We start from the raw sequence: 25,902 nt of genomic DNA, 5'->3' as shown, positions 1-25,902 counted from the left end.
TTATTTTCATTTTTAGGCAAGGTGCTCATGATAGGATCATTTAAGAAAGATCGAGAAGATTCATCATGAAATAAGCAGCTGACGCTTCTTGAAAATGCCGTATATCTAGCCCTGTCCGTTCAATAAATTTATCAATCCGATACTGAAGGCTGTTTCGATGAACATATAACGCTTTTGCTGCCTGCGATGCATTTAAATTACACTGCATATAGGTCGTGAGAGTCCGGTAAACGTCCCGATCAAAGATTGTTTCTATAAATGCATCTGAAATAGCGGCAGAAACCATGTCTGTATCATGGCGAATGAAAGCAGGTAGACATTGATAAAATGTTGCAACCCCTGACCTAAGTTTTCCTTGCTTCAGATGCCATAAAAAGAGCTGATGTTCATTTAATAATCTCATTTTTAAATTTCCATTCGGCAAATGCAGCTGTCCTTGCATGAAGACAACGTCTGTTAAAAAATCACTTGTGATGGCTTGAGACAAATCATGTAGCTGTTCAAGTTGACCATTTTCTGATGTAGCGTTTGTTTGAATGAGCATAGCTGTTTCAGTGCCTGTCCATATGAAATGAATATGTTCGAGGCTGCTGTTCACAGCCTCTTTTATTTGCTGCCTTTGTTCTGCTTGATGATCCATTTTAAAAAAATGAACACGGACGGATTGATCTATGGTGATTGATTTGTTTTCAAAGAGATAGCTGTACCATTTCTGTTCTTCTTCCGTTTCCTGCGTATGAGGTACATCAATTGGTGTGAGGAATGAATTGAGAAGAAGCGCTTCTCTTTCTGTTAGCTCCGTTTTGTTTACTCCGAAAATTTCGCCTTTGTCTGTTTGATACCAGAGAGTTTGTTTATCATTTGTTGGTGAACTGATGATATGGTGTCCGTAAACAAGTTTTAGCTTTTCTAACATGGCGAGGCTCCTTAAACAGTTTAATCATACACATGGAATAGCATTAATTCGTGAATTTCTTCTTTTAAGGTTGGTTCAACTTCATGAGGCGGAAGCTGAGAGCCCCATTCAATATCACCCGTTTTGTGATAAATGCCTTCATAGTGTGAACCATTATGAAAAAAGGATATTTTCCAGCCAGGTAATTGCGCTTTTTTAAAGAGAGGTTTCCATTGAAAATGAGAAATCATATCATCATTGCCTCCTTGCTTTTATTGATGAAACAATAAATACACACGACAATCCGGAAACAACCTTGAACTTGGTTTTATTGTATCTCATCTGATGAAAAGAGCATAGGGAAAGCACAGATTTCAGAGACATGAAAAGAAAACATCAGTAGGCGTTTGCATGGTCTATAGGAGTAAGAGCCATTTGTGTTAGGTAAGATGCGTATTCAACGATTCTTTTCCCAATCAGCCATTCTGAGTTTTTCAATGGTGCATGCAGAAAAATCTCGCGGCCTGGACGAGAATTGGCTTCAAACATCCAGATAGCACTCAAGTGATCAATACCTAAGTCAAAGCCAATTTCCCCAATCAGACCAGGCATTTTTTCATCTATCACACGACTAAGTGCTAGGGCAGTATCAGAGAGCTCTTGCAAAATCTTCAAACGTTTCTCTGCATCAGGAAAGATATCATACAGTGTTTTTACTGAACCACCATGCAGTTGATGGGTTGTGACAGTGTGATCTCCTGAAACTTTTCCAGCAACGGCTGTAACAGTCCAATGACCATACTTATTTTTATTCGTATGAATTCTGAAATCCAGTGGTTGATTTTCTATTTGAAGTAGCTCAATGCCTTGTTGTGCAATCAAGTCTTGCATTGCACAATCTTTTCGCAGTTTTTTCACGAAATGGTCTACTGAATGATATGAAGTGGATTTCCCTTTATTTGAGCAGACAGTGATCCCGTTTTCCGTCTTCTTTAACTGATAAATACCGTCTCCGTGACTGCCGTTTGTTGGTTTTAAATAAATGACATGATGCAGATGAAGGAGTGTTTCTATTTTAATTAAAGCATCAAAAGGATCTAATCGTATGGAATGTGGTAAGAAAAAGCTTGTTTTTTCATCTGTTAATAGCTGTTCATGAATGTCCCATTTATTAAAAAAATAAGGGTTGAACCAAGGGATATCGTAGTCTTGAGTGAGTTTTCGTTTTGTTTCTTGAATGAATGCCGACTGAGCAGCCTTTCTATTAGGCAGCCGGTCATAAACAACGGATGGGAGGGGCATCTGCTTTTTTACCCAGCGCTCCTCTTGGTAAAGCAAACCGTCTACTATTCCTTTATCCCAATCGATAGAATGAGTACCAAAAAGATATGCAAAACCAGCATGCTGCCTGCAAGATTGCAGCAGTTTTATAAAATAGGAAGATCTTGCGCCTAAAGGTGCTGTATTTTGTTCGAATCCTGCAGTGAAAATGCCGATGAGAGGTCCTATATAGAGTGTATGTTGAACTAATATGACATCAGCTTTCGTTTTGTATGGAATGAGTAAAGCGCAATAAAGGTCTTCTGATAATAAAATCCTTTGTGATTGATGATGATAGGAAATGGTGAAATCATCTACTAAACAAGAACCTAAAGCAATAGATAAAATTGCCCCCTGCTCTTTAAACTGGACAGGGAGATGTACTGTTTTTTCACTTGCTGAATGAGGAGCGATGATGTAGCGTTTTCTCTTCATAAGGAACCTCCTTTTCTTCAGCCATCATCGATTTGGCATGTTCAAGTATGGTCTGAATCAATTGATTCTCCCTCTCAGGGTAAGCTTTTAAAAAAGAGGATCGTCCTGGCTTTGATCTTACATTTGAGATGAAAAGTCTGCCTTCATTTGTATGAAGCAAGTCTATAGCGAATTCAATACACGGTGAGAAAGTTTTGTCTATAAACGCTGGAAGAGATGACTGAATGGAGGCAATATCATCTAACAACAGCTCCTTGATGTGTGGCTTTAATGAGTTTAAATAGTGATCAAAGGCTACCACATGAATGGAATTTTGTGTATTGCTTAAAAGGCTGTTTTCTACTGATGGTTTTGTATGAATCCCCATGCTATTCCATTGATTTTGTGAATTTTTTATAAGAAAAATCCTAATTTCATTGAATATAACGTCTTTTTGATCATTCGTGTTAAAAAATTGAAGGAAAGATCGGCCGATATACTTTTTGCACCAACGCTCAACCTCTTCTGAATGTGAAAAGGTGATGATTTGCTTAGCGTTTAGCTGCACAGTAATGAGTGATTTGTCTCTTAAAGAAATGAAGCAAGAGGGTGCTGCGTGCTGTTGAGAAAGCGGCTGTATTTTACAATATTCGCCCTTTCTGACCAAGTTGAGAAGGTCTGAAGGCTCTGTCAATAGAGAGCAGACTGGTAAGTATGGTTGTAAAGAAGGCAGGAGACGGAGCTGCTCGAATAGCCGCATTTTATTTGAAATTCCAGTATTCAAAAAAACGGTTTTTGGATACTTTTTTAACCAATTCATGATAGGTTTTGCTTTTTTAGATTGTGCGTCATGCTGATAAAGACAACGATCATAAATCAAGTCAGGAATCTGAAATTCTGACGCTTCAAATCCTTTGCCAGTCTTAAATTTTTGACCGTGAATGATATTTGAAGCAGGCTTTAAATCTAGAGGTGAAAAACGAACAACTTCTAAATCAAAAGAAGAGGCTGCTTTGGCAAGCTGAAGTGTGAATGCCTCTTCATGCTTCGGAGAAAGAGTGACAATGCCGAGCGTTGACGTCATGAAACAACACCTACTTTTCAAATTCTTTTTTTAACATCTGAAAAACACTTTTTGTTGATTTTACATAAACTTGGCGTTCCTATATCATTACGATAGATCGTTGTCTCATATGTCACATTGAATGCTTCATTTGCTTGGGCTCTTGACAACAACTATAATACGTATAGATAAAAACAATAAACTTCAGGTGTTGTTTGAAAGGTAGATGACGACTTTGGATATATTCACAACGTTTATCTTTATGATTGTGATAGGTGCAGTTATAGGGGCAGCAACAAACCATCTCGCAATTAAAATGCTCTTTCGTCCGTATAAGCCATATTATTTATTTGGGAAGCAGCTCCCATTTACACCAGGTCTTATTCCTAAAAGGAGAGATGAAGTAGCCAAGCAGGTTGGCGTCATGGTGATGGAGCATTTACTAACGCCAGAGGGTATTAAAAAACGATTTGAATCATCGGAGGCAAGGCAAGAGATATTGCAGACAGTGCACCGATATATTGATAAAGGTGCTGATATGGAAATGACGGTTTTCTCCATGTTAGAAAGATACGGTTTTTCACAGGCTGACGTTAAAGCTGACGCATGGCTTCATCAGTGGACTGATCATAAGCTCCACTCACTGCTTGAAAAGTATGATCAGCAAACGTTGTCTGAGCTGTTGCCACAGGATGTAGAAAATAAGCTTGCATCCAAAATTCCAGATGCCGCAGATTATATTTTAAAGAGAGGCATTCATTATTTTGAAAGTGATGAGGGAAAAGCAAGACTCGGTCATATGATAGATGATTTCTTAAAAGAACGGGGAATGCTTGGCAGTATGGTCCAAATGTTTTTAGGGAATTCAAGCTTAATTGATCGCGTGCATCCTGAAATGATGAAGTTCTTAAAGAATGCAGAGACAAAAAGGTTTTTATCAGATCTACTTGTTCAAGAATGGGACAAGGTAAAGCAATTTTCTTTACATGAGCTTGATGAAAAATGGAATGTGAAAGAGCTTCTATTTAGTGTGAAAAAGCAATTGCTTTCACATTTTTCTACAAAGGTGCTGTTAGATAGACCAGTAGGAGTTTACATCAGTGCAGTAGCGGATGATCTTAAGACCAAATTTGCTCCATCTCTCATTGATAAAGGGATTGAAGCCGCATCTAATGCGCTTGAGGGACTGCTCGCAAAGCTCCAATTTGAAGAAATTATTCGTGAACAAATTGAACTTTTCCCGCTTGAAAAAATGGAAGAGCTTGTGATCAGCATATCTAATAAGGAGCTGAAGATGATCACATTTCTAGGCGGTCTTTTAGGTGGATTGATCGGTGCTGTCCAAGCGATTTTTGTCACCTTATTCTAAGGCAAGATCGAGAAATTTCGATGAATTTATTGTATATATGTGAAACGAAAGCCATAGTTTGTTATAGTGGAGTGGTGTCCGCCGATCCATATCGGTGATAACGGATAGAAAGGAGACATAACATGTCTGTAAATCTTTATGATGTTGCATATGACCTTGAAAAAGCATTGCGTCATAGCGAAGAATATTCAGCGTTAAGAAATCTTTATGATGAGGTAAACGGGGATGAGTCCTCTAAAAGAATGTTTGAGAACTTCCGTGACATTCAAGTAAACCTTCAACAAAAACAAATGACTGGTCAAGAGATTACACAAGAAGAAGTAGAGCAAGCGCAAAAAACGGTTGCACTTGTGCAGCAACACGATAAAATCTCTCAGTTGATGGAAGCAGAACAACGCGTAAGTGTTCTCATCGGTGAATTAAATAAAATTATCATGAAGCCTCTTGAAGAGCTTTATGGAAATGCAGAAGAAAATTAATTGAAAGGGCGATCATATTCGCCCTTTTTTTCATTCATATCGCCGCTTGTATATCTTTAAAAAAAGGGTTGTCGAAGCTCGTAAATTCTGCGATAATACTTATTGAAAGTGCTTTCAAAAAGCGCTATCGTGATGAATTGGGTGCGTTCCACTTTGGATTTACGACGATGAGTCAAATGAGAGAGAAGCGCTTCTGGGAGAAAAGCAAAGCATAAGGGGATATGATATAAGCAATGCTTTGGTGTGTGAAAGATGAGGGGATCATGGGGAGCTTCATCACGCCATTGTTACGCATCCAAACCATACATAAAAAAAAGCCTAGGGGTAGGCTTTTTTTATTTGCGATTGAGGCATAAAACAAGGGCTGCTTCAACTGCATGTTCTAAAGCGATAAGCTAGGGCATATCCTCATCGTAAGTACAGTCATCAAGAAGGGGGATGCCTCAGTGTCAAAAAAGCTACTTGCACTCAATATAGATGGAACGTTACTTCGTTCCAATGGGAAAATCCATTCCGCTACAAAAGAAGCTGTGGAATATGTTAAGAAAAAAGGGGTTTACGTGACGATTGTCACCAACCGTCATTTTCGATCTGCACAAAAAATTGCCAAGGCGTTGAAAATACCAACTTCAACTCTTGTGACGCATAGTGGTGCATTTATCGCGGATAAGCTTGATGAGCCGCTCCATGTGAAGAAATTAACGGAAGAGAAAACATTTAATCTTGTGCAGATCCTTGAAAGCTTTGATTGTAATGTTCGCTTGTTACATGAAAAATTCTCAATCGGCAATCGGAAAAAAACACAGTCTCAACTGATGGGAAAAACGTTGATTCATCCGTCTGATCCCATTTTCTATCCCGTTCAATTTGTTGAATCATTAAGTGATATGCTCATGGATGAACCGGTTAGCACACCTGTCATTGAAGTGTATTCGACGGCAGCACTTCAGCCTGAAATCCACACAACCATTCAACAAGCATTCCCATCTGTGGATCTGATTAAGATCAGTGATGAGAAAATGAACATTGTATGCAAAGGGGTATCGAAAGAAGCAGGACTTTCTCTTTTAACTTCAGCACTAGGTTTTACATTAGAAGATACGGTCGTGATCGGTCACGGGACAGACGACATCCCGATGCTTGAGTTAGCTGGCTTAGGCGTTGCGATGGGGAATGCACCTCATTCGGTCAAACGTAAAGCCGATTGGGTGACACGTTCTCATGATGAACAGGGTGTTGCTTATATGATCAAAGAATACTTTAGAATGCAGCAAAGGGAAGGTTTTTTACATCAATTTGATATTAAACGATAATACAGTGAAGGCCCTGTCTATTAAGAAATGGCAGGGCCTTCGTCTGTTCTCTTCATTGCTTTTCCTAGATGAATTTTGTAAAATGAAACAAGTTTGAAGATAAAGGTGATACGATGCGAATTTTAGTTAAAGGGCTGTCTGATGAACGATTTCATCGACCGCTTGTCAATATAGCCAATTTATTTGAAGAAGATAGTGAAGTGCTGTTTGATTCCGGTGAAGCAAACGATGGCCTAGTGATGGTGTTTGATTGGAAAGAAAATGGCGGTATGGTGGAGGCTTCTGGCCATATTGCTGGATCAGATATGACGAGTCGTTTTACAAGAGAGATGCCAGAGAGCTTGAATGAAAAAGAGCGCTGGAAGCAAATCAAAAACACTGTGTTGTCTGTTTATTTACATCTGCTTCAGGAATATACAGGAATGACGCAAAAATGGGGGATTCTTACGGGGATACGCCCTACGAAATTACTTCATAAGATGCTAAGAGAAGGCATGACAAAGGAAGAAGCACATGCAGCGTTAAAGCGCGATTACTTGATTCATGATGAAAAGATCCATTTGATGCAGGAGATTGTTGATCGTCAAATCAAAGCTATTCCAGATCTGTACGATCTACAGGAGGAAGTGAGTATTTATATCGGTATTCCTTTCTGTCCAACAAAATGTGCTTATTGCACGTTCCCTGCTTATGCCATTCAAGGACAAGCTGGAAGAGTGGGAACGTTTCTTTTTGGGCTGCATTATGAGATGCAAAAAATGGGCGAATGGTTAAAGGAACATGGGATTAAAGTGACGACTGTTTATTTTGGCGGAGGTACTCCAACGAGTATTACAGCAGAAGAAATGGATTTGCTATATGAGGAGATGTATCGCTCTTTTCCAGATGTGAAACATATTCGGGAAGTCACTGTAGAAGCGGGACGACCTGATACGATTTCACCTGATAAGCTGGAAGTGCTCAACCGTTATCATATTGACCGGATTAGTATCAATCCGCAATCATATGAGAATGAAACATTGAAAGCGATTGGCCGGCACCATAGTGTGGAAGAAACGATTGAAAAGTATCATTTATCAAGGCAGTATGGCATGAATAATATTAACATGGACTTAATCATTGGGCTGCCAGGAGAAGGGCTAAAGGAATTCCAACATTCCTTGAACAAGACAGAAGAACTGAAGCCTGAATCTTTAACGGTGCATACCCTTTCCTTTAAGAGAGCGTCTGAAATGACCCGCAATAAGGAAAAGTATCAAGTGGCAGACCGAGAAGAGATCACACGTATGATGGATGAAGCGGTTGCTTGGACAAAGGCACATGACTATCATCCGTACTATTTATACAGACAAAAAAACATTTTGGGGAATCTCGAAAATGTCGGGTATTCGTTAGATGGACAGGAAAGTTTGTATAATATTATCATTATGGAAGAGGTGCAGACGATCATTGGCATCGGATGCGGCGCTGCGAGTAAATTCATTGATCCGCGAACCGGAAAAATTACGCAGTATGCCAATCCAAAAGATCCAAAGTCTTATAATGATCGTTATGAGCACTATACGGAAGAGAAGATTCAGTTTCTTGAGTCATTATTTGTTTCTCACATGTAAACACTGCGGTGACGCAGTGTTTTTTTCATTTGTAAAAGGGTATATAGGGGGTAAAAAGATAAAGCAGGTGTACATATGATGGATGTGATCGGAATTGGGATTGGGCCAGCAAATTTAGGATTGGCCGCTTTATTAGAGGAGTATGAAGATGTGACATGCTGTTTTTTTGAACAGGAAAGCGAATTTGCTTGGCATCCTGGTATGCTCATCAAAGGAACGGACTTACAAGTTTCCTTTCTAGCGGACCTTGTGACAATGGCTAATCCAAGGAGCAAGTATACATTTTTAAATTATTTACATGAATCAAACAGGCTTCACCGCTTTTATACATTTGAACAATTTGATATCCCCCGGAGAGAATTTAATGAGTATTTATCATGGGTTGCAGGTGAATTGGATAGCTGTCAGTTCGGGATGAAGGTGGAAGAAGTGACCGACTGTGAAGACGGGTATCTTGTAAAAGTTCGGCGGTTGAAAGATGGATCGCTTTCTGAATATCGAGCAAAGCATGTCGTCCTTGGAACGGGAAGCAAGCCGATGGTCCCTGTCGATGTGCCAGAAGCTGCGTTGCCGCATGTGACCCATAGCAGCCGTTATGTAGATCAACAAAAAGAACTTCATGAAGCTGAAACGGTGGCGGTGATTGGTTCAGGTCAGAGTGCAGCTGAAATTTTCTTAGACCTGCTTCAGCATCAGAAGAAAGGACAGCAGCTTTCGTGGTTTACACGTTCAAGTGAATTTAGAGAACTAGAGACAGCGGAGCTTGGTCAGGAGCTATTTACACCTAAGTATGTTGAATATTTTCATTCCCTTCCTTATGAAGAACGGATGAACACATTGCCTAGACTGACAGGATTAAGGAATGGCATAGATGCATCGACGCTTTCTCGTATTTATCAGGAATTGTACCATCGCTCCGTTTCAGGAGAAGAGCCTTCTGTACTCATTCAGCCAATGACGGAGCTTGAAGCGATACATATGGAGGATGAGCAGCAGTTAGAGCTGCATTTGACACAATGGCAGCTCAAGAAAGAAAAGAAAATCACAGCCGATCATGTGGTATTGGCTACAGGATATACGCCTAATATTCCGGAATGGTTTAGCGTATATGAACCATTGATTGAATGGGAGAGCGATAAGCATTTTAAAGTGACAGATGACTTCAGGCTTGTGTTTAAAGACAAACGGTCTCATCATTTCTTTACATTCACGAACCTCGATCACTCTCATGGAACAGCGGCGACCAATTTAAAACTATCGATCTACCGCAATCAGAAAGTCATCCGAACCATTCGCGGGGATACGAAAGAACAAGTGAAGCAAGAAACGGCATTTCAGCAATTTGAATAGATATAAAAAAGGGCCCCAGCACAGGGCCCTTTTCAATTAAATGGTTGTTTCTCTTTTTACTTTTGGTTTTTCAGTTTTCCATTTGAAGATTTTGTTTAGGATTTGATAGATACGCTTTGATTCTTTCGTCACTAGCGGTCCTAAAATCGCAAGGATTAATACATATAATGCAGCAAATGGCTTCAATGTAGCGGCAAGCCCGCCTGCAATCCCAAGTTCGGCTACAATGATGGAAAACTCTCCTCTTGATACGATGGTTAATCCAATATTAGAAGAAGCTTTATGAGAGAAACCGGCTCTTCTTCCAGCAAACATCCCGGCGGTGAAGTTCCCGATCAAGGTGAGAATGACAGCGCCGATCGCAAGCCAGAAGGCATCTCCTAATGTAAATGGATCAATACTTAATCCGAAGCTGAAGAAGAACATGGCGCCAAAGAAATCTCTAAAAGGAACAACGAGATGTTCAATGCGGTCTGAGTGCTCTGTTTCTGAAAACACAAGACCGAGTAAGAGAGCGCCAATGGCCTCTGCGACATGAATCGTCTCTGAAAAACCAGCCACGAAGAACAAAGCGGCAAAAATGACAATGATAAATACTTCATTTGAACGGATATCGAATAGTTTGTTTAATAGTTTTGGCAGCTTACATGCGATGATAAAGAAAATCATCATGTAACCAAAAGCGATTAAAATAGATAATAAGGCACCGCCAACGGACGTGGCATCTCCAAGGACAAGACCAGATACGACAGATAAATAGACGGCGAGAAAAATATCCTCAAACATAATAATCCCAAGAATTAACTCTGTTTCAGGGTTCGCTGTCCGTTTTAAATCGACAAGGACTTTGGCGACAATGGCGCTGGATGAAATGGTGATAACGCCTGCCATAATGAGAACTTCAAGGAATCCAAAGCCTGTGATAAACCCATAAAGCAATCCTAAGCTAAAGTTGATCAAAATATAAATAGATCCGCCGACTGCAATGGATTTACCTGATTTTATGAGTTTGCCGACAGAGAACTCAAGCCCGAGGTAGAATAGAAGGAACAGGACACCCATTCTACCAAAAAACGAAATAATCTCGGTGCTCTCGATAAACTTCAAATCAATGATCCCGATTGTTGGTGCATGCGGACCAACAATCATTCCGAGGACAATGAGAAAAGGAATGATGGAAAATTTAATTTTATTGGCGATTAAGCTGGCAATGGCGATGAGAATAAGCGCCGTTCCAACTTCAAAGACTAAATGATCCATTCATCACTCTCCCCCTCTAGAAAGAAAATCACGTATCAATCGCTTCAAGTGTTTTCTTTCGCCTGAAATGACCATCGTATCATTTGCTTGAATAATCGAATCGGCACCAGGGTTGAGTAATTTTTCATTTGTATGTTTAATGATCGCAATGACGGTGACTTCATAATTTTGTCTCACATCTAAATCGCCGAGTGTATGTCCAACTGCTTTTGCGTCTTTTTCTACCTTAAACCATTCAATGATCAAATCATTGAACGCCATTTCAATCGTTTCAAGTGCTTGCGGCTTATACACCATACCGCCAATAATGGCCGCAATTTGCCGGGCTTCAGCATCATCGAGAGAAATGGTGGACAGTACTTCATCTGGATCTTCATCGTCGAAACGATAAATCTCCCGTCTGCCATCATCATGAATCACAATCGTCATCTTTTCTCTATTTCTCGTTTCAATTTCAAATTTCTTTCCAATCCCAGGAAGATCATTTTCTTTAATGTTCATTTTATCCCTCCGAATATGATAGGTTTTGTTTTTCATATAGTGAGTACGGATGAAATAAAATGAATCAGTCGAGGTAATTTGATTGGTACATAATGGGGATTGCACACTTCATTTCTAAAAAACATAAATCAATGGATAACGCAGTGGCTGGTGCAAGCTTTACAAGAAAAGCTTTTGAAGCGCCCATTGATAACCTCTGTTTTAACAGAAGAGATGATGCATGTTTTTTTGAAAATGGAGGTGTCTTCACAGCGTTGATTTCTTCATCATAAATCGATGGAGAAATCAGGCTCGGTGTGCTCGCTTCTGCTTGTGAAGCAAAAACGACATTTGAAAAGGGAGAAAACATGACGATGCAGCTAATCAATATACATATGGAACTTCTTATCAATCATTCTCCCCCTTTCATATGATGTTTTATTTCTTATTTTACTATATAAAAATATATTTCTCGTTTCAACAATTATGCTTATTTTAGTATCAGTTGATCTTGAAATTTTTTATGTAGAGGAAAAGGAATTGCTTGATGGAAATTGAAGTAAGTGATGAGCTTGAAAAGAAAGAGGGGGAATGGATGATGACATATATCAATTGTCAGGTAGATGGGGATATTTTTGAAATCGCTTTCAATAGACCTGAAGCGTATAATTCGTTTCATGTTGACATGTTTGCTGAATTGAAGGAAGCGTGTGATACAGCGAGTGAGAGCAGTGCAAAAATTGTTGTACTCAAGGGGATGGGCAAAGGGTTTTCAGCAGGCGGAGATATTGGCATGATGCTAAAGCAAGATCGTGAAGAAGATTTTCATCGCGTGATGGATTTGATCGAGGGAATTACACTTTCTTTAGCCAGTATGAAAAAAGTGACGATTGCACTTGTCCACGGGGCAGCGGCTGGTCTTGCTTTTAGCTTTGCCCTTAGCTGTGACTATTTGTTTATGCATCAAGATGCTAAACTTGCTATGAACTTTAATGGAATCGGGTTAATTCCAGATGGTGGAGGGCATTTTTTCCTCACTAAAAGAGTTAGTGAACAAACCGCCAAACAATTGATTTGGAGCGGACAAAAGCTGCCGGCTGAAGAAGCGCTCAAGCTTCGCCTTGCAGACGGCGTGTTTCAAGATGAGGTGGATACGTATCAAAAAGCGTGCGTCAAGCCATTTTTAAATATGCCGCTTCAAGCCTTTGTTGAAACAAAGATGATTTATTTTCAGCAGTCAGAATCACAGCTGTTAGCCGTTCTTCAAAAAGAGCGTGCTGCACAAGCTAGACTGAGACAAAGCCGTGATCATCAGGAGGGTGTTCAAGCGTTTTTGGAAAAAAGACGTCCTGTGTTTCATTAAATAGAAGAATGAATGGCCGGCGGATGCCGGCTTTTTTAACGTTCAAATAAAAGCAGTTTACCTGCATCATTGACGAGCCGGTGAGAATGCTTTGTGTATTGTTGTTCGATTAAACGATGCCGTCCTAATTCTTTTGCTTTTTCATCACTATCTGTGGTGATTTTTTCGTTTAATAAGGTTTCACCTGACGAATCAAATACAGTCAAAAAGTAGGTTTTCTCCATCTCTGATCTTCCCTTTCTTCTTGTTTTTTAATGAATTATACAAGGAGGAAGTTAAAACCTCTTTTTTTACCCCTAAAAATGTGTTTTTTAGAATAAGAGCGATAGAACGTGCATTCGTAAAAACGGCGTGATAAAATATGGACAACTACAGTAACGTACAAGGAGATAGACGTTTGACGAAGCTCACTTTTATTCATGCCGCAGATCTTCATTTAGATAGTCCGTTTGCGGGAATGTCCAATATACCGAACCGAATTTTTAAGAGGTTGAAAGAAAGTACATTTCAAAGTGCCAAGAACATGTTTGAACTTGCGATTGATCGAGAAGTAGACTTTATGCTGCTGAGCGGAGATCTATTTGACGAATCAAATCGTAGCCTAAAAGCACAGCTTTTTTTAAGAAATCAGTTTCTTCAGCTGCAATCACACGGGATTGAAGTGTTTGTTATTTATGGTAATCATGATCATTTAGGTGGTGAATGGACACCAATTGAGTGGCCAGAGAATGTTCACGTTTTTTTGAGCAGTACGCCAAGTGAGCAAGCCTTTTATAGAGATGGTCAGCTTGTGGCAAGTATTTACGGGTTCAGCTACAAAGAGCGAGCTGTCCATGAAAATATGACACCTTATTATGAAAAAACAACAGATGCCCCCTATCATATTGCCATGCTTCACGGCACATTAGCAGGTCAAGAAGGGCATGATGCGTATGCACCATTTCAGCTTCAGCAGCTTCTAGCGCGGGATTTTGATTATTGGGCGCTTGGACATATTCATAAGCGGGCTCTTCTGCATGAAGATCCAATGGTGATCTATCCTGGAAACATGCAAGGAAGACATATAAAAGAAACAGGAGAGAAAGGCTGTTATGTCGTTTACCTATCTGAAGATGCTCAAAGAGCGGAGTTTATGGGCTGTTCAGATGTCATCTTTGAGACATTGACAATAGATATCACACATACCGCTCATATGACCGATCTTGTGATACTTGTGGACAAAAAGATGAGTGGACTGAAAGAGAGAGGTGTTCCTCATTTTGTAAAAATCGAACTAACTGGCGATGCTCCTGCTTATATGGAGCTCACGCAGCTTGAAGTGCTTGAGGAGCTGATGGCTGTTCTTCATGAACAGGAGGAAGATGAAGACTTGTTCGTTTGGGTGATGTCGATTGACTGCCGGACACATGAAGATGCCGTCTATCCAGAAGATTCTTTTTTGACAGAACTAACAGCAGAAATTGCCGAGTTTGATGCGTATGATGAGCTGCTTTCACCTATCAAGCGTCATCCAACTTATAGAAAGTCAGGAAGAGCTTTTACAAAAGAGGACGAGATCGATATTAAAGAAGAGGCACAAAGACTGCTGGCAGAACAGCTGAAGCAATTATGAGAAAAGGAGAGGCATGATGAAAATACGTTCACTCCATATTGCGAATTTCGGGAAATTTTCCAATCAAACCTTCCACTTTTCTGATGACGGTTTTCAGTTAGTTTATGGCCTGAATGAATCGGGGAAAACGACATTGAAGGCATTTATTGAATCGATGTTATTTGGTTTTTCCAAAAGCCATATGTATAAGCCAAAGCATGGCTCATTTTATGGCGGGTCTCTTACATGTTTAGATGAGGAATTAGGTGTCATTCATATTGAAAGAACATCTGATCATGGCGGACAAGCTCAGGTGTTGCTGCCAAATGGTGAAGTGAAAGATGAAGCGTTTCTACATGCGATGTTAAAGGGAACGGATCGCAGATTATACCAATCGATCTATTCTTTTGACGTGTTTGGTCTGCAAAATGTACAAACATTAAATCAAGATCAAATAGGGGAATTTCTACTCTTTTCAAGTTTGTTTGGCTCAGATGCGGCATCCAAAATGGACAGCAGGTTACTAAAACAGCAGGAGCAGCTTTTTAAACCGAATGGACGTAAGCCTGAATTAAATCAGCAGCTTGATCATGTAAAAGAGCTGTCAAGTAAGTTGAAACAGGCCAAATTGGTAGAAAGTCGTTATACTGCAAAGAAAAAAGAACAAGCTGAATTAACCGAGAAGGTAGAAATGCTTCAGCATGCAATGAGACAGACTGAAGAAGAGATTCAGCTTTTGACTGAACATATTCGACTTTATCCTATGATAGAAAACAAGATAGAGTTAAAAAAAGATTTGGCTAGTTATCCAGAACGAGTCAAACGGTTTAGACCGGAAACCGCGCATGAACTTGATAAATTAGAATCACACCTTCACCCAAAAAAGGCGCAAGTGACGGCACTGAAACAAAAATTAGATCATTTGCAAACGTCGCTCACGCAAGTTCAGCCACTCTATGACAAGGATACGGTATTGGAGATGAAGCGAGTCATAGCTGAATCATCTGATGCTGAACTTGTGAAGAAACGCTTAGCAGAAGGGAAAACAGAGCAGAATTCTTTGAAACAAAAAATAGAAGAAGCATCAGCGAAGCTGAAGTGGCAGCGTCCAATCAAGCTTGACCAGCTGGATGATTCACTTGACTTTGAGTGGGAATTAAAAGAGGCTGTGAGCCAATACGTTCGTTTAATGGATAGGAAAACGCAGCTCGATGACCGGTTTGATCATGCAAGACATGAGCTAGAAGAAGCGGAAACCGCTCTAAAAGGATTAAAGGAACAGCCCGTTAAAGAGCAAGATGCAGAAGATGTCAGGGGCACAAGGGCTACAGTGAAACAGAAGCATTCCAGAGTGTGGTTATTCCCGCTGATGTTCGTGCTATGTGCTATCATTCTCACGGTCTTATTCGTTTTAGCAGAGAGCTGGGTGACGTTACTGTTTGCAGGATTTTCCGTATTTATCTTGATTGCTATTTATCCAGTGCTTAAACAGACTCAGATGAAGGAAGCAAACGACAGTAACGCCTATCATTCCTTTCAAGTTCAAACAGCTTCAGCTGAAACGCTAGTGAAGCAAAAGGAGCTTTTATACGAAAGAATGATACAGCAGTATGAAGACTGGGAGCGGGAACTGGAACCTGTACAGCAGCAAGTAGAAGGTATGAGAAGGCAGCTGGGTTTGTCCTCAGAGCTCTCATTCCTTGTGGAAGCTTTCCATATCTTGAAACAATTAAAAGCGAATACAGCGGCATATGAGGCGCTTAACAAGGAAATAGAGATGCTCACACAGCAGCAATCGATCTACGAGCAAAGAGTTTCAGCGCTCATGAGTCTCCTTCAAAGAAAAGAAGGGACCATTCAAGAGAATATCTCAGCTTTTCAAGAGATATTGAAAGATGAGGAAAAAAGAGAAAAAGAACGTCAGACATTGCACGTATCCATTCAACATGTAGAGCAGCAGCTGACAACATTAGAAGGAGAAGTTCAATATTATGAAAAACAAACGGACGAGCTTTTTCGAAAAGTAGAAGCAGCGTCAAAAGAAGATTATCATGTCCTATCTCATCTATCCAAAGAATACCGTGAGCGGCTGTACAATTTGCAGCAGCTGACCCAAGAGCTGCACAAAAGCGGTTATATAGATGAGGAAGAGGTCATTGTCCGTAAAGGTTTACGCACCCTTGAGGAGCAGTGTGCACAAGCAAAAAGGCGTCTGAATGACATGCAAGAGAATGTGACGAATATGAAAAGACGCTTGGCAGAATTAGCAGTAGAAATACGCCAAATAGAAGCATCAGGTACGGTGTCTGATTTGACTCATCAGCTTGCTGTAGAGCAGGAGCAGGCAAAGCATCTAGCGAAAAAATGGGCGGCTATTCAGCTCGTTCGTTCCGTCATTCGAGAGAAACTCAATGAGCATAAAGAAACGAGGCTACCAGCACTCCTCCAAACAGCTTCCCGATTTATTCAGCCGTTGACGAATGATCGTTATGAAGTGATTTTATTTTCTGCCGAAGATGACCGGCTGATTGTGAAACGGAGGGATGGACGCCTATTCCGCCCGGAGGAGCTTTCACAAGCAACATGTGAGCAGATTTATCTCTCGATTCGTTTTGCACTTGCTTTGTCCCACCAGCAAGAGTGTCAGCTCCCATTTATGATGGATGACAGTTTCGTTCACTTTGATCATGTCCGTCTAGAAAGGGTACTGGAGCTGATGAATGAACTCACTCGTTTTGAAACACAGCTGTTTTATTACACTTGTCATCATTATATGAAACAAGCAGCGGAAAACGGGCAGATTACGAGTTTAGCAGTGGAATGATTGACAAATTATGACTTATGTTATACTTATATGAGCAGAAACATGGAAGGAGCATTTATTGAATGGCTAAAGGGATCATGACCTATGACGTCGGCGAACAAGTTGACCTGCATTTATTAATTAAATCATCTACTAAAGGGATTGCGAGTAATGGCAAACCATTTTTAACGTTAATTCTTCAAGATCAAAGTGGAGATATTGAGGCGAAGCTATGGGATGCAAAGCAGAATGATGAACTCACATATGCCGCACAAACCATTGTAAAGGTAGTAGGTGATATTCATCATTATCGCGGAAGGAATCAGCTGAAGCTTAGGAATATACGTCCTGTTGCTGAAAACGAGCAAATCCGCATTGATGATTTTCTAGAAACAGCTCCTATTCCAAAGCACGATATGATGGATACCATCATGCAATATATTTTTGATATGAAAAACCCTAATATTCAGCGTGTCACAAGACATTTGCTGAAGAAATATGGACAGGAATTCGCTGATTACCCAGCAGCTACGAAAAACCATCACGAGTTTGTTTCGGGTCTTGCCTATCACGTGGTATCGATGCTTCATTTAGCGAAATCCATTGTTGATCTATACCCATCACTTGATCGAGATCTTTTATATTCAGGGATCATTCTACATGATTTAGGGAAAGTCAAAGAGCTTTCGGGTCCTGTCTCCACCACATATACAGTAGAAGGGAACTTAATTGGCCACATTTCTATTATGGTGACAGAAATTGCGAAAGCCGCAGAGGAGCTTGGCATTGATTCTGAGGAAATTCTGATTCTGCAGCATTTAGTGCTGAGTCATCATGGAAAAGGGGAGTGGGGCAGTCCTAAACCACCAATGGTGAAGGAAGCGGAAATTCTCCACTATATAGATAATTTAGATGCAAAAATGAACATGATGGATCGTGCGCTTGAGCATGTGAAGCCAGGAGAATATACAGAGCGTATTTTTGCACTAGAGAATCGTTCGTTTTATAAACCAACCTTTCACAATGAATCATCATGATAAAACGCCCGTTTGATGCGGGCGTTTTTTTTCATAACTTGTCTTCTTTTCGCATAAGCATGTAACACAAAGGGAGAGAGGTTTGTCCTAAAAAAGGAGGCGAAGACGATGTTGTTTTTTCCATGGTGGGTATATGCATGTATCATTGGCATTATTTTTTGTGCCTATAAATTAATGACGACAGCCAAAGAGGAGCAAGAGATTGATCAATCCTTTATTGAAAAAGAGGGAGAAATCTTTATTGAACGAATGGAGCAGGAGAGAGAGCGTAGACGTCAAGGACAGCAAATGAAACGATCCCAGGAAACGGCGAAGCATGAGGACCATTCGATTGCATAATCAATAAGAATAAAAAAACCCCTCTACAAGTTCATGTAGAGGGGTTTTTCGTTCATTATTGGTTTGTTGTTTGTTGTGTGGTTTGCTCAGATTTTTCTTTGAATGTATTTTCAAGTTCTTTATCTTTTACTTTCACATCAGCATCTTTCACCAATTTGTTTAAGATCGTTTGAATTTCATTGTTATCTGCTTGTTTTTGATCAAGCAGTTCTTTTTTCAAGTCTGCTTTCATGTCATCGTATTTACCGCGTTCTTCGGTCTTTTTAATGATATGGTAACCAAATTGAGATTTTACTGGTTTGCTGATCTCATTTACTTTTAGTTTGAAGGCAGCTTTACTGAAGTTCTCATCCATTTGGCCATCTTTTGCGAACCAGCCTACATCGCCGCCTTGTGCTGCTGAAGCAGTGTCAGTTGAATATTCAGATACAAGGTCATCCCATTTTTCGCCTTTATCTAATTTCTTTTCTACTTCATCTGCTGTTTTCTTGTCAGCAACTAAAATGTGGCTTGCGCGGATTTTCCCTTTTAGGTCATCGTAATACGCTTTTACTTCTTTGTCAGTGATTTTGATGTTAGCTTTGGCAGCCTTTTGAGTCAGCAGCTCATATTTTACTTGATCTTTGATGTAATCTTTTCCGAATTCATCTTGAAGTTGTTTTAAACGATCTTCACCAAGTGTCTTTTTATATTCTTCCAATTTCTTATCAATTTCTTTATCTGATACTTTGTATTTGTCAGCAAGAACCTTTTGTTGAACAAGTAGGTTTAAAGCATCTCCACCTGCTTGTTTCTTAAGTGTTGTGTAAAGCTCTTCTTTTGTGACATCTCCTGATTTTGTTGTTGCGATCACTTCTTTGTCACCGCTACTGCATGCGCCAAGAGTTAAAACACTTACTGCTGTTACAGCTGCTAAAGCCATTTTTTTCATTCAAAAAACACTCCTAATCTTTCCAATTTATTTATCATTGCTTGTATCATAACATATTGTGACATGCTGTAAAAAGAAATGCAAATGGGAGGGCATTCGTCTAGTCAAATTTTTGCGACCAACATACACATATATTGATCACAAAAAGGAGGCTGAATTATATGGGAGCAGGATATTCTAATGGGTTTGCTTTATTGGTCGTGCTATTCATTTTGCTGATCATCGTTGGTGCAGCATATCTTTATTAATTAAATCGCTGTAACAGAAAGGAGCCGTCCTGCCATGCGTGCGGGCGGTTCTTTTTTAAAACGATGACAGGTGCCTAAACATTTTAAAATTTTTTGCATACACTGAGCTTAGAACAGAGGAAGAACTGGCAGGAGGTGTTTTCACATGGGAGGAGAAGTCTTTGCTGGCGGTTTTGCACTAGTCGTCGTGTTATTCATCTTATTGATCATTATCGGTGCATCGTGGATTTGCTAATAGATCATCATACACAAAAAGCTGCCATCAAACAGGCAGCTTTTGCTTTGATCTTAAATAGATATGGTAATTTCAACAAATGATGAGATCAGTAAGATCAGTATCGATACATTGATAAAGCGAAACACCTTATCTTGCCGTTCTTCAGGAATCTCTCTGACAAGGCATAATGTATTAGTAAGCCTGTTTATTGAATACACAATAAACGCGGCAAAGACGATGAAGTAAAATAAAACTATCGGAGATCCCCCCTCTCTATGCTATTCCCATACTACATTACCAAATTTTTTATGAAAAAGATAGAAGTTGGCTTTAAAAACCTCATGATGAGGAAGTTGGGTCAACTAAAATATCAAACTCGTCTTGGGCTTGATCAATGATGCATGATTTTGGCGCTTTTAGCAGTTTCCAAGCAAATAAAAAGTCAGGCAAACAATAGCCTGCATGAATACTTGCGATCATGATAAAATAGTGTGCGTACATTGGAAATGCCATTCCTAAAACAAAGTAAACAGGTGAGATGACACAAAACGGGCTGAGCAGTGAGAAAAGCATCACTCTCTTAGGCACGCGCTGCCAGCAATTTCGTTTAAATAACGTCATTTTTTTCTTATGTTTCATGACTGGGATCAAGTGAACCACGCGGTGGACAAGCAATGTCGCAAGTAAAAGCACGACAAAAAGTGGTGCATTGTGACTGCTGAGTCTCGTTTCAGGATGAGTCAGTTGAAAACATAAAAATGCCATAATGAAAAAAAATACAGTAAGACATATGGCTGAAATCATCATTCTCGTATAACCATAATCCTTTTCAAGATTAATGGTCTTCCAACAATTCATTTTTCATCCTTCCAATCTCAAAAAAACTAATTGAATATCTCAAGATAATTTACTCTTCCTGAGGATAAAAATCAATGGTTTTCAAGAAAAAAAATAAATTGTTACATTCATATGGAATAAAGAGAGGAAACTTTGGGTTTTTCAAGAAAAAAAGACATAAGGGGGAGGTTCGTCTCTTTCGTCAATGAGTAATTTCGGCTAAAATAGAGTGACTAAGAGAAAGAGGGAACGTACATGAGTATTGAGGAACGAATGAGCCAGCTCGAATATTATATGGAACTGTTACTGACGGCAACAGATATGAGCCGTTATCCATATTATGCGCTATTGATCCGGCAGCGTGTATCGAAAGAAGAGGCAAAGGACATTGAGCGTATTTGTGCTGAGCTCTCAGATGAAATGGACAAGCAAAAAGCACAAGGCTACGTCATGTTCGACGATCTCCTTGCGCTGTTTGCGGGACAGTTAATTGAAAAGCTGGATGTTCATGAGACGATTTTTGCTTTGCATGATCAAGGGCTGTTTCAGCCGTTAATGAATGAATTTATAAAGATCATTAAACAATTTGATTTGCTTTAGCCGCTTTTTCCTCTGCTGAGTCTTCAAGTTCTTCAGGCTTTTTCGTGACTTTCCCACGTTCATTCAAAAAGTCCTTCTCAATGTTTGAAAACGATTTCTCAAAAATCTCCATGAAGTCCTCACCATAAATGTTTCGGATAATACACATCATTTCTAAAATTTCAGGGAACTTTCCGTAAATGTCATGAAGCGGCTGTGCGCCTTTGACAATACCAGTTCGGGCCGGGTCATAATCTTCGAGTAGTTTATGGAATGTCTCTTCGCCTTTTGGCGTTAGCTCAATATACGTATTGCGTTTATCGTTTAACTTTTTAGAAAATTTTAAAAATCCTCGTTCCTCCAGTTTCTTGGAGAAGTTAAACGCCGTTGATACATGCATGACGCCAAACTTTGCAATTTCTGATATTGAAGCTCCTTTTAATTGATACGCAATCCACAAAATATGATGTTCATTGATATTTAGGTTATACGGTTTGATCCACTGCTGCCAGTCCTTTTCAATGGATTTCCAAAGAGCTTTGCTCAATTGGGCCATTCTTTGACTGAATAAAAGTGCTTCTTTTACATCGAAAGGCTGTTCCGAATGATTCATCCATTTCACCTACTTCTCTTTTTCTTGTAATTCTATTATGCCAATAAAATAAAGATTAATAAAGCTGAAAATTCAAGAATTTTTAAAAGTCATGAAAAACATTGACAAAATAACCTTTTTTCAACAAAAAAAGTGCGGGATACGCACCCCGCACACTTTTGTAAACGAATATTTTTTTGTGAGTATATTAGTTTTGTAAGGTTTTCTCCAGTTGTTTGAGCTTTTCCTCAATTTCCTGAATTTCCTTTTGTAAGTCCTGCTGATGAGGTTTGATTTCCTCGCGCCATTGCTGAATGGATGTTTGCAATTCAGTTCCGACCTCTTTAATGACCTCAGCACTTTCTTTTGCGGTTTCAACAATCTGCTCTTTTAAAGCTTGTCCATCTCTTTTTAATCTTGTCAGCGTATCTTCGAATTTGTCATAGCCGTCTTTCATCTTTCCGCGTACATCTCTGCCAGAAGAGGGAGTCGTCAGGAGCACTGCCGCACCTCCGAGGAGACCGCCTACAAATAATCCTGTTAATAAAGAACGTCCACTAGCCATTCCAATCACCTCTAGTCAAATTTTACACATTCGCATGTTCTCTCTGAGCTGACGATCAGCTTCATTGAACTTCCATACATAGCTTGCTTTATTTTAGCATACTTTTGAAGAAAAGGGAGGGGAGAAGGTTGTCTGTCTTTCTGTTCGTTTTTACGTGTATGTGTGTGATTTTCGCAGGTGGTTCTATTCATTATGTAAGGCAGCTTGGGTATGCAGGGTCTTATCCGCCAAAACATGTATTAAGACAAAAAGCAATTGTGTGTGCAGCAGGTGCAGGGATTTCGCTCTCCATTTTGCTGCTTACCCTTTTTCTTTTATAGAAGCATGAAAAAAACCTCTTCATCTAATGAAGAGGTTCCAGCATGTAGACAAACCCTCGCATTCTTTGTCAGTCCTGCGTGCTGGTGCTCACGAATGTCAAATTCGCTCCGCGCCAGTACTCGTCCTTCCTAGACTTCAAGGGCTTTCAATCATGCTGAAAAGAAGACAAAGGGCTAAAATAAAGAATCATTTTAGCCCTTTGTCAACAATATGAAAAAACCTCTTCATCCAATGAAGAGGTTCAGTTATTCGTTAAGCGACTTCAATCATTCTTGCGCGCTTTAATATGGACTGAGCAATCGGGAAGACAAATACCATAGCTATCGTATTGATCACAGTTGCTGGCAAGACAACACCTACAAGAAGTGCTGGTAACGCAGCCGGCAGTCCAGTAATCAGTAAAGCGGCAGATAGGAAAATCACGCCTGATACGACGGTCCCAACAGCGGTGAGTACAGCAGTCAGAACGACTTTGTTCTTGATCTTCTGGCAAGATAAGAAAAGGGCTAAGAAGATAAAGGCTGTCACCGGTTTATCAATCATATTTGGAATTTGTCCGCCTGGAAAACCTGTTGTCAAAGCGGAAATGACCCCAGTGACTAGGGCGATCACAACGACATGCTGTACCTTCGGAAAAAGGATGATGCTTAAAAACATCATGACCAGCATCATATCAGGCTTCATTCCGAAAAAGATGGGCGGGAAAATCGTATGCAAAACAGCTCCCATTGCTGCAAGCAATGACATAATCACTAATTCTTTTGTTTTCATTTCTATGCTCTCCTCTGCTAAGCTCTTAGAACTCTCCAATAATATGGCTGATCATTTATTGCAAGAGTCATGACTTTATATTTCTCGTTATTATAACAAATTTATTTCACGATAGAAAAGCCTTTTTACTCATTTTCTTGCTGGAACTTTTTCATAAAGTCCGCAAGCTTTTGGCAGTCTTCTATAGAGACAGCGTTGTAAATCGAGGCTCTACATCCGCCAACAGAACGGTGGCCGGCGAGTCCAACCATTTGTTCTTGTTTTGCTTTCTCCACAAAGGATGCAGTGAGTGCATCATCACGCAGGGTAAACGTGACATTCATATGCGAACGGCTGTCAGCACGTGCATGCCCTTTGTAAAAACCGCCACTTTGATCAATCGTATCATACAGAAGCGCTGCTTTTTGTTCATTGCGTTTTTCTGCTGCTTCTACACCGCCCGCCTGTTTCACATGCTCCAGGACAAGGGACAGCATATAAATCGCAAAAGTTGGTGGTGTGTGATAAAGAGAATTGGCTTTGGCATGTGTTGAATATTTTAAAATTTTAGGTGTGCCGCTTTTTTCTTTCTCTAATAAACGTTTGCGCGCGATCACAATCGTGATACCAGAAGGCCCTAGATTTTTTTGTGCCCCGGCATAAATGAAATCAAATGAAGACACGTCTATTTTTTTGCTGAGAATATCACTGGACATGTCGGCAATAAGCGGGAGTGACGTGTTCGGGAACGTTTTCCACTGAGTACCGAAAATGGTATTGTTCGATGTGATGTGCAAGTAAGCACCGTCATTTAAAACGGAAGCATCTACATCTGGAATATACGAATAGTTGTCGTCTTCACTTGAGGCAAACACTGATGTTTCACCAAACCCTTTTGCTTCTGACAAGGCTTTTTCTGACCAAGCACCTGTTTGGATGAAATGAGCCGTTTCGCCTTCATGTAAGAAGTTCATCGGAATCATTGCAAATTGAAGACTTGCCCCGCCTTGTAAAAAGAGGACCTCATAATCTTCTGGAATGTCCATCAATTCTACCAAGAGTGCTTTCGCTTTATTGTGGACTTCTTCATACTCACCGCTGCGATGAGAAAGTTCCATCACAGACATCCCGGTTTGTTTAAAATCAACAAGTTCTTCCTGTGCTTTTTGAAGCACTTCTAGCGGCAGCGCCGCCGGACCAGCATTAAAATTCGTCGTTCGCTTCATCACAATCTCTCCCTATTTCTCGCGTTAATGGATCAAAAGATAAAACCATCCTATCACAAATTTGAAGCATTTGGACAAAAAATTTGAATCGTCCTAAATATCTTACGATTCAGAGAATAAGCACAGAAAAGAAGTGAAAAAAAGAAAAACCTCATCCATTAAGATGAGGTAAGGCGCGTATGGATGGCAGAAGAAATGTCTTTTAAATCCTCTGCTGTATATTGATCTTGGTGAGATTTCCATACGGCACCAAAGCCGTCGCCTTTGCCATAACGCGGAATAATGTGCATATGGTAATGGAACACAGATTGTCCGGCTTTTTCACCGTTGTTGTTCAGAAGGTTTAAACCAATTGGTTCAAATTCTTGCTTAATCGCTCTAGCGATTTTCGGAATCGCTTGGAAGTAATGATTAGACACTTCTGGTGTCATGTCATAAATGTTTTCTTTATGTATTTTCGGGATTACAAGGGTATGTCCTTTTGTTACTTGGCTGATATCAAGAAAAGCCAATACATGCTCGTCTTCATATACTTTTGCACATGGAATGTCTCCATCAATGATCTTGCAAAAAATGCAGTCGCTCACGCCATGTCACTCCTCATTATTTTTCCTTTATCGTATCACAAAAAGAAGCAAAAAAGAAAACAGGACAAGCGAACTCCTTTGGTCGCTCATCCTGCTCCTGCAGAAGAAATGCTGATGCTTTCATTTGATATGCCTTTTGAATTCTCTATTTACTGAAATAAAGAATTCATATGCCTGCTATTTCTGCCGTAAACACCTCATTTGACGTTTTGGTTCGTCGTATACATATTTGTATAGGACACAAAAATCAAGAATCAGTGAAGCAAAACAGAAGCTAAGGTTTTTAGATGAAAAACCAATTTGTCATGCGGTCATTGCCTTTAACAAACACCTCATTTACGTATTGGTCATCAAGTTCAT

30 protein-coding genes are annotated in these 25,902 nt (G+C 39.9%); 14 read left to right on the top strand and 16 right to left on the bottom strand.

Annotated elements, in window-relative coordinates; all coding sequences use genetic code 11:
- Positions 1 to 40: 40 nt before the first annotated feature.
- The 4 genes from FBF75_RS04565 to FBF75_RS04550 form a co-directional block, all read right to left on the bottom strand.
- Entirely contained in the window at positions 41 to 916 is an 876-nt protein-coding gene (locus FBF75_RS04565; protein WP_035392536.1) for a helix-turn-helix domain-containing protein, read from the bottom strand.
- 20 nt (positions 917 to 936) lie between these two features.
- The gene (locus FBF75_RS04560) at positions 937 to 1,146 is read right to left on the bottom strand and encodes a YheE family protein (protein ID WP_008348933.1); all 210 of its coding nucleotides are present in this window, start codon (positions 1,144 to 1,146) and stop codon (positions 937 to 939) included.
- 145 nt (positions 1,147 to 1,291) lie between these two features.
- Positions 1,292 to 2,650: a YheC/YheD family endospore coat-associated protein gene (locus FBF75_RS04555; protein ID WP_052321006.1), complete on the bottom strand. Its 1,359-nt coding sequence runs from the start codon at positions 2,648 to 2,650 to the stop codon at positions 1,292 to 1,294.
- A complete protein-coding gene (locus FBF75_RS04550; RefSeq protein WP_052321007.1) occupies positions 2,607 to 3,713 on the bottom strand; it encodes a YheC/YheD family protein in 1,107 nt (368 codons plus the stop codon). Before FBF75_RS04550 ends, FBF75_RS04555 begins: the two co-directional genes overlap by 44 nt.
- Positions 3,714 to 3,927: 214 nt before the next feature.
- On the opposite strand from FBF75_RS04550, the gene FBF75_RS04545 reads away from it, so the two are divergent.
- The 5 genes from FBF75_RS04545 to FBF75_RS04525 all read left to right on the top strand — a co-directional run bounded on the left by FBF75_RS04545 (position 3,928) and on the right by FBF75_RS04525 (position 9,816).
- On the top strand, positions 3,928 to 5,061 hold the full coding sequence (locus FBF75_RS04545) for a DUF445 domain-containing protein (RefSeq protein WP_052321008.1): 1,134 nt from the start codon (positions 3,928 to 3,930) through the stop codon (positions 5,059 to 5,061).
- Between the two features lie 122 nt (positions 5,062 to 5,183).
- Entirely contained in the window at positions 5,184 to 5,540 is a 357-nt protein-coding gene (locus FBF75_RS04540; RefSeq protein WP_007497132.1) for a YlbF/YmcA family competence regulator, read from the top strand.
- Between the two features lie 446 nt (positions 5,541 to 5,986).
- Positions 5,987 to 6,853: a Cof-type HAD-IIB family hydrolase gene (locus tag FBF75_RS04535; RefSeq protein WP_008348923.1), complete on the top strand. Its 867-nt coding sequence runs from the start codon at positions 5,987 to 5,989 to the stop codon at positions 6,851 to 6,853.
- 113 nt (positions 6,854 to 6,966) lie between these two features.
- The gene (locus tag FBF75_RS04530; RefSeq protein ID WP_017366935.1) at positions 6,967 to 8,466 is read left to right on the top strand and encodes a coproporphyrinogen III oxidase; all 1,500 of its coding nucleotides are present in this window, start codon (positions 6,967 to 6,969) and stop codon (positions 8,464 to 8,466) included.
- 75 nt (positions 8,467 to 8,541) lie between these two features.
- Positions 8,542 to 9,816, top strand: coding sequence for a lysine N(6)-hydroxylase/L-ornithine N(5)-oxygenase family protein (locus FBF75_RS04525; RefSeq protein ID WP_057079748.1), 1,275 nt, complete (start codon positions 8,542 to 8,544; stop codon positions 9,814 to 9,816).
- Between the two features lie 36 nt (positions 9,817 to 9,852).
- On the opposite strand, the gene FBF75_RS04520 is transcribed toward FBF75_RS04525, so the two are convergent.
- From FBF75_RS04520 to FBF75_RS04510, 3 genes are all read right to left on the bottom strand, one after another.
- Positions 9,853 to 11,076 carry a cation:proton antiporter gene (locus tag FBF75_RS04520; protein ID WP_136944476.1) on the bottom strand — a complete coding sequence of 408 codons (1,224 nt, stop codon included), beginning with the start codon at positions 11,074 to 11,076 and terminating at the stop codon, positions 9,853 to 9,855.
- 3 nt (positions 11,077 to 11,079) lie between these two features.
- On the bottom strand, positions 11,080 to 11,577 hold the full coding sequence (locus tag FBF75_RS04515; RefSeq protein WP_017366937.1) for a cation:proton antiporter regulatory subunit: 498 nt from the start codon (positions 11,575 to 11,577) through the stop codon (positions 11,080 to 11,082).
- 64 nt (positions 11,578 to 11,641) lie between these two features.
- Positions 11,642 to 11,968 (bottom strand): potassium:proton antiporter, encoded by a 327-nt coding sequence (locus tag FBF75_RS04510; RefSeq protein ID WP_234710318.1) that lies wholly within the window; start codon positions 11,966 to 11,968, stop codon positions 11,642 to 11,644.
- Positions 11,969 to 12,103: 135 nt separating this feature from the next.
- On the opposite strand from FBF75_RS04510, the gene FBF75_RS04505 reads away from it, so the two are divergent.
- Positions 12,104 to 12,919, top strand: coding sequence for an enoyl-CoA hydratase (locus FBF75_RS04505; RefSeq protein ID WP_081375120.1), 816 nt, complete (start codon positions 12,104 to 12,106; stop codon positions 12,917 to 12,919).
- Positions 12,920 to 12,954: 35 nt separating this feature from the next.
- Here FBF75_RS04505 and FBF75_RS04500 read toward each other — a convergent pair whose 3' ends face one another.
- Positions 12,955 to 13,143, bottom strand: coding sequence for a YhzD family protein (locus FBF75_RS04500; RefSeq protein WP_008348907.1), 189 nt, complete (start codon positions 13,141 to 13,143; stop codon positions 12,955 to 12,957).
- Positions 13,144 to 13,316: 173 nt separating this feature from the next.
- On the opposite strand from FBF75_RS04500, the gene FBF75_RS04495 reads away from it, so the two are divergent.
- The 4 genes from FBF75_RS04495 to FBF75_RS04480 all read left to right on the top strand — a co-directional run bounded on the left by FBF75_RS04495 (position 13,317) and on the right by FBF75_RS04480 (position 18,689).
- Entirely contained in the window at positions 13,317 to 14,531 is a 1,215-nt protein-coding gene (locus FBF75_RS04495) for a metallophosphoesterase family protein (RefSeq protein ID WP_074042128.1), read from the top strand.
- A gap of 16 nt (positions 14,532 to 14,547) precedes the next feature.
- Complete coding sequence (locus FBF75_RS04490; RefSeq protein WP_136944475.1) at positions 14,548 to 17,334, top strand: ATP-binding protein; 2,787 nt, start codon at positions 14,548 to 14,550, stop codon at positions 17,332 to 17,334.
- A gap of 62 nt (positions 17,335 to 17,396) precedes the next feature.
- Complete coding sequence (yhaM, locus tag FBF75_RS04485; protein WP_007497151.1) at positions 17,397 to 18,350, top strand: 3'-5' exoribonuclease YhaM; 954 nt, start codon at positions 17,397 to 17,399, stop codon at positions 18,348 to 18,350.
- Positions 18,351 to 18,458: 108 nt separating this feature from the next.
- The gene (locus FBF75_RS04480; RefSeq protein ID WP_017360318.1) at positions 18,459 to 18,689 is read left to right on the top strand and encodes a sporulation YhaL family protein; all 231 of its coding nucleotides are present in this window, start codon (positions 18,459 to 18,461) and stop codon (positions 18,687 to 18,689) included.
- A gap of 55 nt (positions 18,690 to 18,744) precedes the next feature.
- Here the strand turns inward: FBF75_RS04480 and FBF75_RS04475 are convergent, their stop codons facing one another.
- Positions 18,745 to 19,620, bottom strand: coding sequence for a peptidylprolyl isomerase (locus FBF75_RS04475; RefSeq protein WP_007497153.1), 876 nt, complete (start codon positions 19,618 to 19,620; stop codon positions 18,745 to 18,747).
- Positions 19,621 to 19,781: 161 nt separating this feature from the next.
- Here FBF75_RS04475 and FBF75_RS04470 point away from each other — a divergent pair, with 161 nt between their 5' ends.
- A complete protein-coding gene (locus FBF75_RS04470) occupies positions 19,782 to 19,868 on the top strand; it encodes a YjcZ family sporulation protein (protein ID WP_008361129.1) in 87 nt (28 codons plus the stop codon).
- 145 nt (positions 19,869 to 20,013) lie between these two features.
- Positions 20,014 to 20,103 (top strand): YjcZ family sporulation protein, encoded by a 90-nt coding sequence (locus tag FBF75_RS04465; protein ID WP_017360317.1) that lies wholly within the window; start codon positions 20,014 to 20,016, stop codon positions 20,101 to 20,103.
- A 53-nt stretch (positions 20,104 to 20,156) separates the two neighbouring features.
- On the opposite strand, the gene FBF75_RS19790 is transcribed toward FBF75_RS04465, so the two are convergent.
- Together FBF75_RS19790 and FBF75_RS04455 are read right to left on the bottom strand one after the other, a co-directional pair.
- A complete protein-coding gene (locus FBF75_RS19790) occupies positions 20,157 to 20,342 on the bottom strand; it encodes a hypothetical protein (RefSeq protein WP_072368131.1) in 186 nt (61 codons plus the stop codon).
- Positions 20,343 to 20,424: 82 nt separating this feature from the next.
- Entirely contained in the window at positions 20,425 to 20,943 is a 519-nt protein-coding gene (locus tag FBF75_RS04455; protein WP_007497155.1) for a DUF3267 domain-containing protein, read from the bottom strand.
- A gap of 234 nt (positions 20,944 to 21,177) precedes the next feature.
- Here FBF75_RS04455 and FBF75_RS04450 point away from each other — a divergent pair, with 234 nt between their 5' ends.
- The gene (locus FBF75_RS04450; protein WP_007497157.1) at positions 21,178 to 21,522 is read left to right on the top strand and encodes a YhaI family protein; all 345 of its coding nucleotides are present in this window, start codon (positions 21,178 to 21,180) and stop codon (positions 21,520 to 21,522) included.
- Here the strand turns inward: FBF75_RS04450 and FBF75_RS04445 are convergent.
- Together FBF75_RS04445 and FBF75_RS04440 are read right to left on the bottom strand one after the other, a co-directional pair.
- Complete coding sequence (locus FBF75_RS04445) at positions 21,500 to 22,114, bottom strand: HTH-type transcriptional regulator Hpr (RefSeq protein ID WP_008348891.1); 615 nt, start codon at positions 22,112 to 22,114, stop codon at positions 21,500 to 21,502. The genes FBF75_RS04450 and FBF75_RS04445 overlap by 23 nt on opposite strands.
- Positions 22,115 to 22,301: 187 nt before the next feature.
- On the bottom strand, positions 22,302 to 22,658 hold the full coding sequence (locus tag FBF75_RS04440; RefSeq protein WP_007497160.1) for a YtxH domain-containing protein: 357 nt from the start codon (positions 22,656 to 22,658) through the stop codon (positions 22,302 to 22,304).
- Between the two features lie 128 nt (positions 22,659 to 22,786).
- Here FBF75_RS04440 and yhzF point away from each other — a divergent pair, with 128 nt between their 5' ends.
- Positions 22,787 to 22,978, top strand: a complete 192-nt coding sequence (gene yhzF, locus FBF75_RS04435; RefSeq protein ID WP_008348888.1) for a membrane protein YhzF — start codon at positions 22,787 to 22,789, stop codon at positions 22,976 to 22,978.
- A gap of 253 nt (positions 22,979 to 23,231) precedes the next feature.
- Here the strand turns inward: yhzF and FBF75_RS04430 are convergent, their stop codons facing one another.
- From FBF75_RS04430 to FBF75_RS04420, 3 genes are all read right to left on the bottom strand, one after another.
- Positions 23,232 to 23,750, bottom strand: coding sequence for a tryptophan transporter (locus FBF75_RS04430; protein WP_008348886.1), 519 nt, complete (start codon positions 23,748 to 23,750; stop codon positions 23,232 to 23,234).
- Between the two features lie 125 nt (positions 23,751 to 23,875).
- A complete protein-coding gene (serC, locus tag FBF75_RS04425; RefSeq protein ID WP_007497164.1) occupies positions 23,876 to 24,955 on the bottom strand; it encodes a 3-phosphoserine/phosphohydroxythreonine transaminase in 1,080 nt (359 codons plus the stop codon).
- A 158-nt stretch (positions 24,956 to 25,113) separates the two neighbouring features.
- Entirely contained in the window at positions 25,114 to 25,542 is a 429-nt protein-coding gene (locus FBF75_RS04420) for an HIT family protein (RefSeq protein ID WP_024719993.1), read from the bottom strand.
- Positions 25,543 to 25,902 lie beyond the last annotated feature (360 nt).

Origin of the sequence: Bacillus sp. S2(2019) (assembly GCF_005144805.1) — a bacterium.
GTDB lineage: Bacteria > Bacillota > Bacilli > Bacillales > Bacillaceae > Bacillus > Bacillus altitudinis.
Note: the sequence above shows the minus strand (reverse complement) of the source record. Positions and strands in the feature narration are given on the sequence as shown.

Excerpts from the sequence above, each read along its gene's own strand:
- FBF75_RS04475 (WP_007497153.1), bottom strand. The coding sequence starts at position 19,620 with ATGAAAAAAATGGCTTTAGCAGCTGTAACAGCAGTAAGTGTTTTAACT.
- FBF75_RS04515 (WP_017366937.1), bottom strand. The coding sequence starts at position 11,577 with ATGAACATTAAAGAAAATGATCTTCCTGGGATTGGAAAGAAATTTGAA.
- FBF75_RS04480 (WP_017360318.1), top strand. The coding sequence starts at position 18,459 with ATGTTGTTTTTTCCATGGTGGGTATATGCATGTATCATTGGCATTATT.
- FBF75_RS04455 (WP_007497155.1), bottom strand. The coding sequence starts at position 20,943 with ATGAATTGTTGGAAGACCATTAATCTTGAAAAGGATTATGGTTATACG.
- FBF75_RS04505 (WP_081375120.1), top strand. The coding sequence starts at position 12,104 with ATGGAAATTGAAGTAAGTGATGAGCTTGAAAAGAAAGAGGGGGAATGG.
- FBF75_RS04470 (WP_008361129.1), top strand. The coding sequence starts at position 19,782 with ATGGGAGCAGGATATTCTAATGGGTTTGCTTTATTGGTCGTGCTATTC.
- FBF75_RS04525 (WP_057079748.1), top strand. The coding sequence starts at position 8,542 with ATGATGGATGTGATCGGAATTGGGATTGGGCCAGCAAATTTAGGATTG.
- FBF75_RS04540 (WP_007497132.1), top strand. The coding sequence starts at position 5,184 with ATGTCTGTAAATCTTTATGATGTTGCATATGACCTTGAAAAAGCATTG.
- serC (WP_007497164.1), bottom strand. The coding sequence starts at position 24,955 with ATGAAGCGAACGACGAATTTTAATGCTGGTCCGGCGGCGCTGCCGCTA.
- FBF75_RS04530 (WP_017366935.1), top strand. The coding sequence starts at position 6,967 with ATGCGAATTTTAGTTAAAGGGCTGTCTGATGAACGATTTCATCGACCG.
- FBF75_RS04465 (WP_017360317.1), top strand. The coding sequence starts at position 20,014 with ATGGGAGGAGAAGTCTTTGCTGGCGGTTTTGCACTAGTCGTCGTGTTA.
- FBF75_RS04560 (WP_008348933.1), bottom strand. The coding sequence starts at position 1,146 with ATGATTTCTCATTTTCAATGGAAACCTCTCTTTAAAAAAGCGCAATTA.
- FBF75_RS04565 (WP_035392536.1), bottom strand. The coding sequence starts at position 916 with ATGTTAGAAAAGCTAAAACTTGTTTACGGACACCATATCATCAGTTCA.
- FBF75_RS04520 (WP_136944476.1), bottom strand. The coding sequence starts at position 11,076 with ATGGATCATTTAGTCTTTGAAGTTGGAACGGCGCTTATTCTCATCGCC.
- FBF75_RS04555 (WP_052321006.1), bottom strand. The coding sequence starts at position 2,650 with ATGAAGAGAAAACGCTACATCATCGCTCCTCATTCAGCAAGTGAAAAA.
- FBF75_RS04440 (WP_007497160.1), bottom strand. The coding sequence starts at position 22,658 with ATGGCTAGTGGACGTTCTTTATTAACAGGATTATTTGTAGGCGGTCTC.
- FBF75_RS04430 (WP_008348886.1), bottom strand. The coding sequence starts at position 23,750 with ATGAAAACAAAAGAATTAGTGATTATGTCATTGCTTGCAGCAATGGGA.
- yhaM (WP_007497151.1), top strand. The coding sequence starts at position 17,397 with ATGGCTAAAGGGATCATGACCTATGACGTCGGCGAACAAGTTGACCTG.
- FBF75_RS04445 (WP_008348891.1), bottom strand. The coding sequence starts at position 22,114 with ATGAATCATTCGGAACAGCCTTTCGATGTAAAAGAAGCACTTTTATTC.
- FBF75_RS04550 (WP_052321007.1), bottom strand. The coding sequence starts at position 3,713 with ATGACGTCAACGCTCGGCATTGTCACTCTTTCTCCGAAGCATGAAGAG.
- FBF75_RS04490 (WP_136944475.1), top strand. The coding sequence starts at position 14,548 with ATGAAAATACGTTCACTCCATATTGCGAATTTCGGGAAATTTTCCAAT.
- FBF75_RS04450 (WP_007497157.1), top strand. The coding sequence starts at position 21,178 with ATGAGTATTGAGGAACGAATGAGCCAGCTCGAATATTATATGGAACTG.
- FBF75_RS04500 (WP_008348907.1), bottom strand. The coding sequence starts at position 13,143 with ATGGAGAAAACCTACTTTTTGACTGTATTTGATTCGTCAGGTGAAACC.